Genomic DNA, 14,887 nt, shown 5'->3' with positions numbered 1-14,887 from the left:
AGGGTGGGAGGAACTGCCGTCGTCCCCAAGCAGCACCGACGCGCGGCGTTGTTCCAGGTAGGACTGGTCTTTGCGATCACGACGATGGTCGTAGCCTACAGGCTCCCTCATGCGATCTTGTCTGGGCCAGGGTGGGACACGTATGCGTTCCTCTGTAACGCGGCGGAGTTCGCACAGTCGGGCTTTGGGTACTCTGAACTTCATCGACCCCCCTTCTTGTCGCTGCTTACCGCGCTCGCGTTTAGCCTCGGTGCACCAATGCATGAATCGGTCATCCAGTGGATCGATGGCGCGCTCTCGATATCGGGAGTGGTAGCGCTGTATCTCCTCGTGAGACGCCGCACAGATAGCAAAATCGCCATCGCGGTGGTCCCGATGGTCCTGTCCGTGACCCCTCTCTGGGAGTATCTAGGCAGCGGCTATACGGATTTTCCCTCTGTGGCCATCGGGCTGTGGATGCTACTGGCTCTCATTCGTGCGGCCGACGACGATCCACGTTACTACCTTATTGCGGCGGCGTTATACGTGATCGCTGTGATGACTCGGTACACGGCCATACTTGTTGCCATTCCCGCCTTCGCATGGCTGATGCTAAGGTGGCGTCCTTTCGTTCAGGCGCGCATGCTGACCCATGCTATCGGTGTCGCCGTGGTGACGTATCTGCCTGCGGGACTGTTTTACGCATCACGCTTCGGTGACAGCCTCTTCCCGTTCGCGATCGCGTTTCAGGTGGCTGAGTCCGTGAGCGCCCCAGGCGTCGGCGAGCCCGCGGCGGCAAACGCCGTCTGGTACGCGGAGAACGTGACTCGGTTCCTCGGCCATGATTCCGTCACCCTGATACCGGTCCTGGTCCTCCTCGGAGGGGCGGTGGGGCTGTTGACCTCGGTCTCAACGTACTTCCGGAGAAGTCCGCTAAGAATCGCCCCCTTGATGATCGCCGTCCTCGGCGTCACGTCGGCAGTCTTGGCGCAGGTTCTCGATGCGGGTCTGATTCCACGGCAGGTGAGTATCGTCATAGCCGTCATTGCGGTCTGGAGTCAGCTGGGACCGCGCGCCGAAGACGGGCGCGTTTCCAGTGCTGGTGCACTCGACGCTACTCTGCTTACATGGCTACTGTGCTATCTGGATTTCCATGGCCATCAGAACATCCAGGTTTCTCGATACTTTATAATGATGGCACCCACGATCATCTTCCTGACCATCCTCGGCTGGCACCGCGGTATACATAATCTCACCGGGGAGTCAGGACGGATCTTAGGGTCGTTGGGCGAACGTTCATCTCGAGCGCTCGGTACCGCAACCACCGTCTTGCTTGTGAGCGTGTCATGCATCTCGCTTGCCGTCGTCATGCAGCGGATCCCCGAATCCCCGAACCCATATGTAGCGGCATCACGCTCCACTGCGGAGTCGTTGCTCGCTTCGGGGGCGAATGAGGGGAGTGTCATCTACTCCGATCTGTGGCCGATGACAGCATGGGATGGAAGGCTCCCAGCGCGTGCGATGCCCTTTTTCAGAGATCCGGACGCTTTCCGGCATCAGCTCGACAAATCCGCAGCGGACTACTACGTAACCCTTAAGGGCCAAGACTTCGCTGGATTCTCTGAGATACGAAGAGTCGAGGTCGAAGGGGTCGACACGGTTCGCGTGCTAAAACGCACACAAGATTCCGCGCCGTCACGACCAAGGATCCTCTACCTTGGCGTGGGATGGGAGCGCTATCTTGAAGAACTCACGGAATACCGGTACTACCTCGATTTCGACATGGGGCGCTACGGATGGGAAGGCACGGCGTTTATAGACGACCCGACCCTCACCGAGCTGCAGGAATACGATGTCGTAGCTCTCTTCGGAGTGAAGTGGCGTGACCGCGCACGTGGTGAGCAAATCCTCCGCGAATACGTGGAGGACGGCGGGACGCTCATCCTCGACGCTTCCGGCAACCTGGGCGATCTGTCGTATCAGATCAGGGACACAGCCATCTTTGGCATGACCGTCAGACGCGAAGCTCTGGCGAGAGAGGCGAGAGTGCGGATTTTGCCTTCGCTAGCCGTTGAAGACTCTGCGACGTTGGGTGCCTCGATTCAATTCGTCGATGAGGCCGGAGGTGCTTGGTATGGAGCGGCCTATGAGCCACTTCCTAGCTCATACTCCCCCGAGGTGTTGGCGACCGCTGACGGCAAACCACTTGTAAGCATGTTGACCGTGGGCGAAGGACGCGTCTACTTCATAGGCTACAACCTGGTCTGGCATGCCGCGGTGAACCAGGATCCATTTCAACAAGAGCTGGTACAAGCGGTGTTCTCTCACGCGCTGGAGTCGAGATGACGGACATCGAGAACCCGTCGAGGACGCGCGACATCGCCGTGTTTATGACGCGAGCCGCAGTCTCGATGCTCTTGGTCTCGGTCCTCGTCTCGCGCGTCGACTGGGGCTCTTTTAGTCACGCGATCAGACAAACGAGTCTCATCGAGCTACTGTTAGCTCTGGCCGTATTCTGGCTGGCGGTGATGTTGCGGTCGGTGAGTTATGCGCTTGTCGTGAATCGTTCCAGGAGACTCATATCGAGCTCAGATTCACTTGCCCTCACCCTCATAGGCAGTGCCGCTTCCCTCGTGATGCCAAGTGGTACCGGTGAGCTTGTCAAAGCTCACTTCGCGTGCCGAACGCATGGCAAGCCCGAGTACCTGGTTCCGGCGACGATGATCGACAAGCTTACTTCGCTTCCTGCCCTCGCTGTCGTAGCGGCTCCTTCGGCGTTCGCTAGCGGTCTTCATCTCGTCGGAGCGCTGGCGATCCTGCTAGGTATAGTGGCGTTGATCCCGATTATCAAGCCCTCTGTGGTGCCGTGGCGCCTCGCCATCAGAGCCGTGGGAAGCATGCAGGCTGATGTGACGCCGCGCATGATCGCGGAGGCTACGCACGTGCGCCCGAGTCGCCTTGTGGGGGTTGTCGCGATCTCCGTACTGGGATGGCTGGTGTCGTTTGCCGCTATCCACACGGTCGCGCACTCACTGGGCTCAGATATCCCGATCGCGCACACGATCATGAGCGGCGCGATCATGACGCTTGCGAATCTCCTCCCAATTTCACTTGCCGGATTGGGCCTCAGTCAATTCACGCTAGTCGCCGTGCTTGTCGGTCTGGGAGTGGACGATCAAGCCGCGACCCAGATAGCCATCGTTCACTTGGGGATGGTGCTCACGCCAGCATTGGTGGGAGCCGCACTGATTCTAACAAGAGCATCACCGGTCGCCGACGGAAGAATGAATCGTGCATACAACGGGGAACCGCTGAGTGTCGCACTGGTCACAACAGTGTTCCCACGCAATTCAGGGGACTTTACCGGAAGGATCGTTCACCAGCTGGCCATACACCTGGTCAGGAAATCCGTGAACGTCAGCGTGCATGCCCCGCACGCACCGGGCTTGCCGGTTGTCGAGGAGATGGATGGCGTTGAGGTCAACCGTTTTCGCTACCTGCCACAACGGTGGGAGCGTCTCGCCTACTCAGAAACCGGGATTCCGGGCGCTCTCCGCCGAGCTCCCGCCCTCTGGCTGACGGCGCCATTCTTTGTCGCGGGTTTGGCTCGTGCCGCTCGCCGTGCCGCTCGCGACAGCGACATCCTGCATGCGCAGTGGGCACCGACAGGACTCGTGTGCTCAGTGGCCGCTCCTCGAATCCGCACTGCGCTCACGATGCGTGGAAGCGATATCTCTCTTGCCCACAAGTCCGTCTTCTGGCGGATGGTAACCCTCGCCGCTTTGCGCAGGTGCGAGCCTCTCATCTGTGTTTCGGAAGCGATCGCTCACGATGTGCGCTCACTTCCGGGAGCACCGCCTATGTGCATCCATGTGGTGCACGACGGAATCGACGCTGCCGTGTTTGATTCCCTAAAACGCCCATCACCTGAGCCACGGCTACTTCCGCATGTCCTTTTCGTCGGCCGAATGACGGTCGAGAAGGGTGCATCCGATCTGCTCGTCGCACTTGCCGATCCCAGGGTTCGTCCTGTATCGCTGACGATGGTGGGCGATTGCGGCATAGAGGAACGCGCCCAGCAAGCTGCCGCACTCGGACTCGCTCGGCGCACGGTTTTCACCGGACGTCTACCCCACAGTGACGTGCTGGCCCTCATGAGAACAAGCGACATCGTCGTTGTGCCATCGCACGCTGAAGGATTCTCGCTTGTGGCCCTCGAAGCCTCGGCGGTTGGATCACCCGTCATCGGAGCCGCCGTCGGAGCCATTCCCGAGTTCGTACATCCCGAAGCCCTCTTCGCGCCGGGAGATATCGACGCCCTCGCCATGCGCGTAGAATCCCTGCTGTCAGATCCCAAACTCGCGAAGGAAGTCTCTGCCTACGGGATTCGACAAGCGGCGAGGTTCACATGGGAAAACACTCTAGAACCGCTCATCTCTGCGTACGCGCACGACTGCGATCATCGCTAACACGCACGCTATCCTCGGCTTCCTTCGCGCTGAGCCATGCTACGGAATCCCTTCGTTCGATCCCCGCAATCGAAGAACCTCCGCCTGAAGACGAGTGATGGAGCGCCGCAACTCGAGCAGCTGGGAGGCAAGTATCGCAAACCCGAGTGCTCCCGCACCACCCAGAAGGAGAAGCACCATCAAGGTCATGAGCGGACGCTCCGGGTTCAGGTCCCCGGACAGAAACACGCCGAGGAGGAACGACCCGACCGCCACAGCTGCCAAGAGGAGCAGTATCCCGAAGACGCCAAAGAGAGTAGCTGGCCGAGCAAGCACGCTAAAGAACAGATGGCTCGCGACTGTCGCCTTGGGACGAAACTTTGATCGCCCCTTCTTGCGAGCCCTGAGGGTCGCGGGCATCTCGACGATCCGGTAACCGAGCGCCATCGCCTCGGAGAGGATCTCAAGGTGTATCTCTTTGCCGTCAGAAGCAAGATTCAACGCGCGAACGGCATCCCTGCGGTACGCGCGCACAATCCCGGTACTCGTATAGACCCGCTCGGGAAGCGCCTGACGCAGCACGGCGTTTCCAACGCGGGAGAACGCGAGCCGAGCGAAGGGAACCCCCTCGACCGCACCGCCTGGCATATACGGCGACGCCAGCACGATGTCGGCCTCGGGATCGCCGAGGAGCGTGTCGACCATGCGGACGAGGTGATCGACGGTGTAGCTCAGGTCCGCGTCGATCGACGCGACGATCTCCCCGCGCGCTCGTTCGAACCCCTGCCGCAACGCATACCCTCGCCCGCGATTCACACGATACGAGATCGGGCGGATGCAGTGGTCAGCCGCTCCCGCGACCTTCAGAATCGCGCCTGTGTCGTCGTTACTGCCGTCATCGACGGGGATGAGTTCGTAGGTCCACCCGCGCTCGACCAGAGCTGTCCCGACCGCCGTAAGCGTCTCGATCGCATTTTCCGCTTCATCGTGCATGGGGATGACGACCGAGATGAGCGGCTCCACTGAGTCCTCCCGTCACACATGGGCTGCCCCGGCACCGCGGCAACCGCTCCTTCTTACTGTGCGACAGTATAGCGCTCCACTACCCTCGCCACCGCCCTGGCCTCCTTGTAGTCAGCACGACACTCAACCCGCACTCATACCCGAACTCATACCCGCGATGGATACCCACTCCTACCAGCCGACCGGTACGCTGCAAGTAGGCCTGAGAAGGTCGCATCGCATGTGCTCGAACGCGGGGGCTAGGAGCACAGCAAGTATCGGTTCAGACCGTTCGTCCCTGCTAAACGGTTACCTTCTGTCGCAAACGGCTCATCATTACCGCCTAGCGGTCCGATAGCACGGATGAAAGGTGAATACTTCCGAACGAGGGAGCACCATGGAGACGCTCATAGGCATCGTGGTCTACGGCACGTTCGCTCTCGGATATGTCCTCATGCTCATTCTCACCGAGCGCAGTGCGGCCGCGTACGTCTCACGGGATTCTCATGGCGCAAGCGAGCGCACCACCATCGTCCTCATCACCCCACAAACCACGCGCACCGTAGCAGCTTCGAGGACGCGCACCGCTCACGCGGCCCGCTGAACACTCACACGCGCCCCTCAAGCCACCTGTCCATCGCCCCCGCCGCGCGCTTGCCCGCGCCCATCGCCTCGATGACCGTCGCCGCTCCCGTAACGATGTCGCCGCCCGCGTACACACCCGGCAGGTTGGTCGCGCCATCGTCATCGGTCACGATGTAGCCCCACTTAGAGAGCTCAAGGGTCGGCGCAGCCTGCTTGAGGAGCGGATTAGCCCTCGTTCCCACGGCGATGATGACCGTGTCGCACTCGATCTCGAACTCGCTATCGAGCACGCACAGAGGCGCGCGACGGCCGCTCGCATCCGGCTCACCGAGTTCCATCCGATTCGCCACTAGCCCGGTCACAAACCCGTCACGTCCCAGAATCTCTACCGGGGAGCACAACATCTTGAACGCAACGCCTTCCTCGGCAGCGTGATGGACCTCTTCGCGGCGCGCCGGCATCTCGTCTTCGGTGCGCCGGTAAACGAGGAAGACCTCCTCGGCCCCGAGACGCAGCGCGGTGCGTGCCGCATCCATCGCGACGTTCCCGCCGCCCACCACCGCGACCTTGCGCCCGCGTGCGACAGGCGTGTCGGCGTGTGGGAACTCGTAGGCGCGCATGAGGTTCACCCTCGTGAGATATTCATTGGCCGAGTACACCCCGTTCAAGTTCTCTCCAGGGATGCCAAGGAACACCGGCAAGCCGGCCCCCGCGCCGATGAACACGGTGTCAAAGCCTTCCTCGCCGAGGAGCTCATCGAGCGTGTACGTCGCCCCGATAACAGCGTCGGTCACGATCTCGACCCCCATCCGGGTGAGCATCTCGATCTCCACCTCGACGATCGACTTGGGAAGCCGAAACTCAGGTATTCCGTAGGTGAGCACGCCGCCGGTCGCGTGTAGCGACTCGAAGATCGTGACTGAATGGCCGAGGCGGACTAGCTCGCCGGCGCACGCGAGGCCTGCCGGACCCGAGCCGACGATCGCAGCGCGCATCCCGGTCGCAGGCGCTACCTCGGGCACGCACCGGTGCTCGAGCTCGCACGCGAGATCGTAGTCGCCAAGCCAGCGCTCGAGACGGCCGATCGCCACCGGCTCTCCCCTGCGCGCGAGCACGCACTGTACCTCACACTGCTCCTCCTGCGGGCAAACGCGACCGCAGATGGCCGGAAGCGCGTTTCGCTCCTTCAGGACAGCAACGGCCGCTGGGTAGTCCCGGTCGATCATATGTCCGATGAACGACTTGATGTCGATGTTGACCGGGCAGCCGAGGATACACGTGGCGTTCTTGCACTGAATGCACCGCTCAGCCTCCGCAATAGCCATCCGCTCGGTGTACCCGAGCGCCACCTCGTCGAAATCGCGGCCACGTACGGTCGCGTCGCGCTCCGGCATGGGGGTTCGCGGTGCGCGGGAAGGGCGGTGGCGGGGTTTCTCGGCCCCGGGCTCTATGTGTGGCATGAGCACCCCCGCGCATACTCGGCGTCCGCCTCGCGCTCCTCTTCGGCGTAGACGCGCTGGCGGCTCATGAGTTCCTCGAAATCTACGGCGTGCCCGTCGAAGTCCGGGCCATCGACACATCCAAACCTCGTCTCGCCGTCCACCGTCACGCGGCACGCTCCGCACATGCCCGTGCCGTCGACCATGATCGGGTTGAGCGACACGACCGTTGGAATGCCATACTCGCGCGTGGTCTCGGCGCAGAACTTCATCATGACCGCGGGGCCGATGGCCATCGCGCTGTCGATCGCGCCCGCCTCGCAGAGGCGCTTGAGCGGAGCGGTCACAAGCTCTCTTGCTCCCACCGAGCCATCGTCCGTACAGACAATCAACCGGACGGGCAGCGCCTCGAACTCCTCGCGCAAAATAAGCAGTCTTTCGGTCCGCGCGCCAAGGATCACCGTGACATCGGCGCCGGCGTCAGCCATCGCGCGCGCGACGGGGTAGGCGACCGCCGCTCCAACACCGCCGCCAACCACGGCCACGCGCCCGAGCCCTTCGGTGTGCGTCGGCACGCCGAGCGGCCCGACCACGTCAGCGAGCACATCGCCAACACCGAGGTGCGAGAGCTTGTGCGTGGTCTTGCCAACCTGCATAAAGATGAAGCGTATCCAGCCCTCCCTAGCTGACCAGTCCGAGAACGTCAGAGGGATACGCTCGCCGGACTCGTCGACTCGCAGGATGAGGAACTGTCCCGCGCGGGCCTTCGCCGCAATGCGCGGCGCCTCGACACCCATCTCGAAGACGGCGTCGGAGAGCTGACGGGTGTGTACAATCGGAAACATCTGTCCTCCGGGCTGTTGACGGTGCGACACAGTATACTCATTTACCGCGCCGCCGAGGGAGGTAGTGTGTACCGGCTCACCCACAAGCCTCTCGCTACAGCGCTCGCACTTGTGGTGGCCGTCTCCGCACCTGCCACACTTACGGGATGCGCCGATCGCCCGGCGAACTCCGTCGTCTCAAGCCGAGAAGCCCTCGGCACGGTAGTCTCGGTCACCGCGTACGGCTCTGAAACGGACCCGGAAGGCGCGGTCACGCGGGCGATAGACAATGCGTTTGCCGCGATGTCGGCGGCCGAAGCGGAACTCGACGCCCATGACCCGGAGTCCGCGATCGCACGCATTAACGCATCGCCGCAGCCACAGACCGAACCGCTTCCTGCCCGGGCGCAAAGGATACTTGACGCCATATGCGCCCTTGAGATGCGCGAGTGGTTCTCTCCGCAATTGTGGGCGGCCACGCAGCTGTGGCGGTTTGAGGACGGGGGCCACGTGCCACACGAAGCGCAGCTCGCCGCCGCCCTCGCCGACGCGCGCTACGACTTCGGAGGCGCGGCGAAGGGAGTCGCGCTTGACGAGGCCGCTGGCGCGCTTCGCGACTCAGGCGGCGTGAGCGCGGCGCTCATCGCGTCCGGATCGACGACTCTCGCCATCGGCTCGAAACCGGACGGCGAACCTTGGCGCATCGGCATTGAGGATCCGCGCGAACCGGAGAAGTTTATCGCCACCGTCGAAGCGACCGGCGACATCACGGTCTCGACATCCGGTGACTACCAGCGCTTCTTCGAGCGAAGCGGAGTGCGCTACCACCACATCCTCGACCCGGCTACCGGCAAGCCGACGTTTGGGTTCCGTTCGCTGACGGTGGTTGGCGACATCGATGGCCTCGACTCTGACATCCTCTCGACCGCGCTGTTCGTGGCGGGCCCGGCCTTCGCCCTGCGCTACGCCGAGGAGCACGGTCTCGGACTCGTGGTGGTGGATGCGGGGGGCCGGACACATATTGTGCCCGGCCCGGATGACCGCACCTATCAGATCGTGCCGGTTGCACAAGACGCCGGGAACACGCTCCCGCCGCCTCCTTAGCGATCGATGTACCCTTTCACCACACCGTGCACGATCGGCACCTCGTACCACTTGCCCTGAAACGCGTTGATGGCAGAGATGACGGCGAGCACGAACACCGTCAAGCCACCGACTACCGCGATAATCCAGCCGATCAGGGGCACGATGCTCATGAGATTCAGCGCGAATCCCGCCACCCACAGTCCGAGCGCCTGTATCGCGTGGAACTTCGAGAATCGCTGGTTTTTGTAGGGCTCGATCAGCAACACGATGATCGCCACGATCCCGAAAATGTAACTGAGCGCGGCAAGGATCCTTGTTGTGCTGTCCTGATCACCTGAGACCGCCGAGATCGGCGGAGGAGGTGGTGGAGGCGCGGGAGGTGCCACAGGGATCTGGTCAGACATACGGATCATCCCTTCGTCTCAAGCCGTGCTCCCATCACAACGCGGCCACCACGTGGCGGAAAGCCGGTGACCACATGTGCGCGGGGCTGGTAGCCCCACGTTTGGTGTATACCCGCCACGCCTGATATCATCTGTATGAGAACTGCGCCTTCCGGGGCGACCCGTCGACTCGATATAGCACCGCCCACCGGAGGTACCACGATATGCATCTCATCCGCGCATATGTCGCATCTTTTCTGATCATCGCCTTCACCTTCACAGGCGCACCCCCTTCCGTAGCAACATCACGCGCCGACATCGACGCTTCACTGCGCCGTGCTGCCGAGGCGCGCGAAGCTGCCCGCCAGGCCGCGGACTCCGCCGAGCAGTACCGCACGGAGGCGCGTGCACTCGATGAGGTCATTCGGGATCTGCAAGGCGAGGTCGCGGATATCGAGCCCAGGATCACCGAAGCCACGGGACGCACTGCGCGTCTGCAAGCCGAGCTCGAGACGCTCCGCACACAGATCTCGAAAAAGGAAGAAGAAATTGAAAAGACGGTCGCCGAGCTTGAACGTCAACAAGAGCTGCTCAACGCCCGAATAACGGCATCGTACAAACAGGGCACATGGTTCTTTCTCGATCTGCTGCTCGACTCCGATACGATCAGCGACCTCATCACACGGACGACGCTCGTCCAACGGGTCATCTCGGCGAATCACGACATTACCGTGCAGCTTGCCGACACCAATGAACGGCTCACGATGCAGCGAGCGGAGCTCGACCGTGCCCGCGAAACCGTTACTTTGAAGCGCGCGGAGGCTGCGGCGGTCGAAAAGAGCCTCAAAGACCTTCGCTCCCAGCACCAGTCCGCCCTCAAGCGTCAACAGACCGCGCAAAACGAGAAGACCGCCCTCATGGAGGCGAGCGAGGACGATGCCGAGCGGCTCCGCGCCCAAGCCGAAGAGGAAGAAGCTACCGCCCGTCGGCTTGAGGCGGAGTTGCGCGCCCAGGCCTCTTCAGGAAGCGGGCAGTACCAGGGCGTGATGGCGTGGCCGGTACCCGGCGGCTCGCTCACATCCCCCTACGGCTGGCGCACGCACCCGATTTTTGGCACGCGACGTTTCCACCATGGGATCGACATTAGCCGAGGCGACAGCACAATCGTGGCTGCGGGAGACGGAACAGTGGTGCGGGCTCAGTACGGATGGAACGGCGGATACGGGAACATGATCGTTATCGACCATGGCGACGGTGTCACGACGGTCTACACGCATATCCTCGACGGGAGCTTCGTGGTGTCCAGCGGAGAGAGGGTCACGAAAGGCCAGCGCATCGCGCTCGTCGGCTCAACCGGCTACTCGACCGGACCGCACCTGCACTTCGAGGTTCGCATCAACGGCGCATCGACGGACCCGATGCCCTTCCTCCGTTAGCGACACGTGGTGACGGCTCGCCACGCGCGGAATGATGCGCGCGGCCCTACTCCGCGAATCACTCCGCCCCCATCTCGCGTACGTTGAACTCGTTCATCGCAGAATCGACGCCGTGCTCGATGATGTGGACGACCATGGCCTGCCCGCGCAGAACCGCCGCTCCGAGGTCTTCTGCCGCCTGACGCCCGAGCGGTTCGAGCACGTAGTCAGCGGGATCCTGCCTGCCCGGCGGACGTCCCACTCCCACACGCACCCGCAGGTAATCGCCACTGCCGAGCTTCGCGTGCAGCGAGCGCAGACCATTGTGTCCGCCGTGACCGCCACCCCGCTTGGCCCGGACCGTCGCGGGCGGCAGGTCGATGTCGTCGTGAACCGCGATGATCCGCTCAACTGGAACGTCGTAGTGTGCGGCGAGACGCGCAACTGAAGCGCCCGAGACATTCATGAACGTCTGAGGAAGCGCGAGAACGACCGTATCGCCGCCGAGCCGCGTCTCCACGATCTTCGCGCCGCCAAGGTCCTTCCAGTACGCGCCACCCAACTCCTCGGCGAGGTGGTCGATGACCATAAATCCGGCGTTGTGCCGGGTCGCCTCGTAACGCGGCCCCGGATTGCCGAGTCCCGCGACAAGCCACGTCATGCGACCCTACTCCTCGCCCGACCGCTCCTTGCCGACAAGGGTCGGCTCGGCGGCCTCGCCAACTGCTGAGAGCTCTTCCAGAGTTGGCTCCGCGACCGGAGTCGTGATCGAGCATACGACCGTCTCCGGATCGTCTAGGATCGTAACGTGGGCAATAGCGACTACGTCGGCCACGGTCAACGTGTGGCCTATCTCCAACGCCGAGATGTCGACGTCAAGCGAGTCGGGCAGATCGGCCGGGAGAGCTTCTACTGTGACTTCACGTACGCTCTGCATGAAGATTCCGCCCGCCTTCACTCCCTCAGCGTCGCCTACGAAGCGCAGTGGCACGGCAACGTTGAGAACCTGATCCATCCGGATCACCTGGAAATCGACGTGCAGGATCGTGCCCTTGACCGGGCTCGTCTGCACTTCACGGATCATCGCGTTGATCCGTTTCGCCTCGCCCTCGATCGCTATGGACACGAGGGTCGCGCCCGCGCCGTGGTGCGCCATCATGAGTTCGAAGGCGTGCCGGTCGAGCGCGATGGAAAGCGTCTCTCGCCCGGCTCCGTACAGCACCGCGGGAATCTGGCCGACAGAAACCATGCGGCGGTTCGCTTTTCCGATCACCTCTCGCCGGTGTGCCGTGATCGCGGTCGTCTCGGTCATGTTGACATCGCTCCTTCGGTAAGATGGGCGGTTGTGATGTGTCGCGTCAGAGCTGGAAATCGGGGTCGAACAGCTCGGACACCGATTCGTCGTTGTACACGTTTTGGATCGCGTGCGCGATAAGAGGCGCGACGCTCAACACCCGTATCTTGCCACCGAGCTGCGCATCGGGGACGGCAAGCGTGTTTGTCACCACGACCTCGGTAATCGGAGACGACTTGATGCGCTCGTACGCTGGCGGGGAAAACACTCCGTGAGTCGCTGTGACGTAGACCATCTTCGCGCCCTTGTTGATGAGGCTCCTGGCCCCCTCGGTCACCGAGCCGCCCGTGTCGACCATGTCGTCGATGATGATGCAGGTCCGGCCGTCCACCTCGCCGATGACGTGGGTGATTTCCGCGACGTTGTGATCTGGGCGGCCCTTGTGCATGATCGCCAGACTCGCCCCAAGCATGTCGGCGAACTTCTTGGCCACCTTGACCCGCCCGACATCCGGGGAGACGACACACACCTCCTCAAGCGGCAGACTCTCGAAGTAATCCGCAAGGATTGGCAGAGCCGTGAGGTGGTTGACAGGCTGGTCAAAAAATCCTTGGATCTGCCCTTGATGCAAGTCCATCGCGATGACCTTGTCGACTCCGGAAACCGTCATGAGGTCCGCTATCAGCTTTGCCGTGATCGGCTCACGCGCGGCCGACTTCTTGTCCTGGCGGGCGTATCCATAGTGGCTGATCACCGCGGTGATACTGCGGGAGCTCGCGCGTTTCGCGGCATCCGCCATGATAAGCAACTCCATGATGGCGTCGTTTACCGGCTCGCACGCTGAGTGCAAAAGGAACACATCGGCGCCGCGCACGCTCTCAAGAAACCTTACGTAAATCTCACCATTGGCGAACTTCGATATCTTGACGTTGCCAAGCTCTACACCAAGATGCCGAGCGACCCCCTCGGACAGGCCACGATTCGACGTGCCGCTAAACACCATCATGCGCTTGCCGGAATCCGACATCACTCGCCCTTCGTCCGATGATCTCCGACAGTGCGCCGTGCCACCCATCCCTCCACAACTCGCTGCTCGCACCGCTCAATCGCGAGCGATCCGGGCGGGACGTCGTGCGATATCGCACTCGCCGCAGCGGTGACCGCACCCTCACCGATCGTCACTGGCGCCACCAGCATGGTATCAGAGCCGATGAACGCCCCGTCCTTAATTGTGGTCCGATGCTTTCTCGCACCATCGTAGTTGCACGTGATGGTTCCCGCTCCCACGTTGACCTTACGACCGATCTCGGCATCGCCGATATACGAGAGGTGCGGCACTTTGGAACCTTCCCCTATCGTCGAGTTCTTTATCTCGACACACGTACCCGCCTTCGCGCCATCCGCGAGCACGGTCCCAGGCCGTAAGTACGCGACCGGGCCCACACGGGCGTGCGGTCCCACCGCCGCTTCCAGTACGACCGATGAGTCGACCACGGCGTCAGCGCCAATCTTCGAGTCGGTGATCCTCGTGTTGGGACCAAGAACGGTTCTGTCGCCAACTGTCGATGAGCCGAGCACAAACGTCATCGGCTCGATCACCACGTCGCGTCCCATCTCGACGTGCGGACCAATCCACACGAGCCGGGGATCGATCATTGTCACCCCGGCCAACATGTGGCGCGCGTTGATGCGCTCCTGAAGGACAGAAGAAGCCTCGGCAAGTTGTATCCGCGAGTTCACACCGAGTGTCTCTCGTGCGTCGTCTGCGACGAGCGGCACCACCCCGAGACCTTCGGCGTGCATCAGCGCGATCATGTCGGTCAGGTAGAACTCGGCTTGTGCGTTGTCGGCGGTCAGCCGATCGATGCGCCCAAAGAGATCTTCCGCATCGAAACAGTACGTCCCCGTGTTGACCTCGGTTATCTTAGCCTGCTCAGGCGTGCACTCCTTCTGCTCGATGATCGCCGTGACTTCCCCGGCTTCATCGCGCACGATCCTGCCGTACCCTGCCGGGTCTGGCATGAGCGCGGTGAGAACCGCAGCGCCCGCTCCATGACGCTCTCGCTGTGCGATGAGCGCCGCGATAGTCTGCGGCCTCACAAGCGGAGTGTCCCCTGACAGGACGACTAGCGAGCCACGCACCGGGATGAGCGTTTCCTGGGCGCACATCACCGCGTGGCCGGTACCGAGCCGCCGGTCCTGCCGAGCGAACTCGACGCCGCTCAACAGGGACTCCACGAGGTCCGCACCGTGTCCGGTGATCACCACGACTCGCTCGCAACCTGCGTCGCGAGCTGCGTCTACGACGAAGCCCACCATCGGAATGCCGAGGATGCTGTGGGCCACCTTGGGGAGGTCCGACTTCATTCTCGTGCCCTCGCCGGCTGCGAGGACGAGTGCGGTCGCGCCCATCGCGTGCGCTCCTTGTCTAT

The 14,887-nt window shown here is 62.4% G+C and carries 13 protein-coding genes; 5 read left to right on the top strand and 8 right to left on the bottom strand.

Annotation, left to right across the window (positions count from 1 at the left end; all coding sequences use genetic code 11):
• Positions 1 to 3 precede the first annotated feature (3 nt).
• Positions 4 to 2,325, top strand: a complete 2,322-nt coding sequence (locus KGZ40_02635; protein MBS3956412.1) for a glycosyltransferase family 39 protein — start codon at positions 4 to 6, stop codon at positions 2,323 to 2,325.
• On the top strand, positions 2,322 to 4,448 hold the full coding sequence (locus KGZ40_02630; GenBank protein MBS3956411.1) for a flippase-like domain-containing protein: 2,127 nt from the start codon (positions 2,322 to 2,324) through the stop codon (positions 4,446 to 4,448). The genes KGZ40_02635 and KGZ40_02630 overlap by 4 nt, the downstream gene beginning before the upstream one ends.
• Before the next feature lie 39 nt (positions 4,449 to 4,487).
• On the opposite strand, the gene KGZ40_02625 is transcribed toward KGZ40_02630, so the two are convergent.
• On the bottom strand, positions 4,488 to 5,450 hold the full coding sequence (locus KGZ40_02625) for a glycosyltransferase (GenBank protein MBS3956410.1): 963 nt from the start codon (positions 5,448 to 5,450) through the stop codon (positions 4,488 to 4,490).
• A 376-nt stretch (positions 5,451 to 5,826) separates the two neighbouring features.
• On the opposite strand from KGZ40_02625, the gene KGZ40_02620 reads away from it, so the two are divergent.
• Positions 5,827 to 6,033, top strand: a complete 207-nt coding sequence (locus KGZ40_02620; GenBank protein ID MBS3956409.1) for a hypothetical protein — start codon at positions 5,827 to 5,829, stop codon at positions 6,031 to 6,033.
• Positions 6,034 to 6,037: 4 nt separating this feature from the next.
• Here KGZ40_02620 and gltA read toward each other — a convergent pair whose 3' ends face one another.
• Positions 6,038 to 7,408 (bottom strand): NADPH-dependent glutamate synthase, encoded by a 1,371-nt coding sequence (gene gltA, locus KGZ40_02615; protein MBS3956408.1) that lies wholly within the window; start codon positions 7,406 to 7,408, stop codon positions 6,038 to 6,040.
• A 53-nt stretch (positions 7,409 to 7,461) separates the two neighbouring features.
• Entirely contained in the window at positions 7,462 to 8,298 is an 837-nt protein-coding gene (locus KGZ40_02610; GenBank protein ID MBS3956407.1) for a sulfide/dihydroorotate dehydrogenase-like FAD/NAD-binding protein, read from the bottom strand.
• 66 nt (positions 8,299 to 8,364) lie between these two features.
• On the opposite strand from KGZ40_02610, the gene KGZ40_02605 reads away from it, so the two are divergent.
• Positions 8,365 to 9,381, top strand: coding sequence for an FAD:protein FMN transferase (locus KGZ40_02605; GenBank protein MBS3956406.1), 1,017 nt, complete (start codon positions 8,365 to 8,367; stop codon positions 9,379 to 9,381).
• Here the strand turns inward: KGZ40_02605 and KGZ40_02600 are convergent.
• Positions 9,378 to 9,767 (bottom strand): hypothetical protein, encoded by a 390-nt coding sequence (locus tag KGZ40_02600; GenBank protein MBS3956405.1) that lies wholly within the window; start codon positions 9,765 to 9,767, stop codon positions 9,378 to 9,380. The two genes, KGZ40_02605 and KGZ40_02600, sit on opposite strands and share 4 nt — an antisense overlap.
• A 203-nt stretch (positions 9,768 to 9,970) precedes the next feature.
• Between KGZ40_02600 and KGZ40_02595 the strand changes: the two genes are divergently transcribed.
• Positions 9,971 to 11,182 carry a peptidoglycan DD-metalloendopeptidase family protein gene (locus tag KGZ40_02595; protein ID MBS3956404.1) on the top strand — a complete coding sequence of 404 codons (1,212 nt, stop codon included), beginning with the start codon at positions 9,971 to 9,973 and terminating at the stop codon, positions 11,180 to 11,182.
• A 58-nt stretch (positions 11,183 to 11,240) separates the two neighbouring features.
• On the opposite strand, the gene pth is transcribed toward KGZ40_02595, so the two are convergent.
• Genes pth through glmU form a run of 4 tightly spaced genes read right to left on the bottom strand, consistent with a single transcriptional unit; the run spans position 11,241 to position 14,867 of the window.
• On the bottom strand, positions 11,241 to 11,822 hold the full coding sequence (gene pth, locus KGZ40_02590) for an aminoacyl-tRNA hydrolase (protein ID MBS3956403.1): 582 nt from the start codon (positions 11,820 to 11,822) through the stop codon (positions 11,241 to 11,243).
• Between the two features lie 6 nt (positions 11,823 to 11,828).
• Positions 11,829 to 12,473 carry a 50S ribosomal protein L25 gene (locus KGZ40_02585; protein ID MBS3956402.1) on the bottom strand — a complete coding sequence of 215 codons (645 nt, stop codon included), beginning with the start codon at positions 12,471 to 12,473 and terminating at the stop codon, positions 11,829 to 11,831.
• Positions 12,474 to 12,519: 46 nt separating this feature from the next.
• Complete coding sequence (locus KGZ40_02580) at positions 12,520 to 13,482, bottom strand: ribose-phosphate pyrophosphokinase (GenBank protein ID MBS3956401.1); 963 nt, start codon at positions 13,480 to 13,482, stop codon at positions 12,520 to 12,522.
• Positions 13,482 to 14,867 carry a bifunctional UDP-N-acetylglucosamine diphosphorylase/glucosamine-1-phosphate N-acetyltransferase GlmU gene (gene glmU / locus KGZ40_02575; protein MBS3956400.1) on the bottom strand — a complete coding sequence of 462 codons (1,386 nt, stop codon included), beginning with the start codon at positions 14,865 to 14,867 and terminating at the stop codon, positions 13,482 to 13,484. The genes KGZ40_02580 and glmU overlap by 1 nt, the downstream gene beginning before the upstream one ends.
• Between the last annotated feature and the right edge of the window lie 20 nt (positions 14,868 to 14,887).

It is taken from the genome of Clostridiales bacterium (assembly GCA_018333995.1).
Classification (GTDB): domain Bacteria; phylum Actinomycetota; class Coriobacteriia; order Anaerosomatales; family SLCP01; genus JAGXSG01.
The sequence above is the reverse complement of the archived record's forward strand: the minus strand, read 5'-3'. Positions and strand labels throughout refer to the sequence as shown.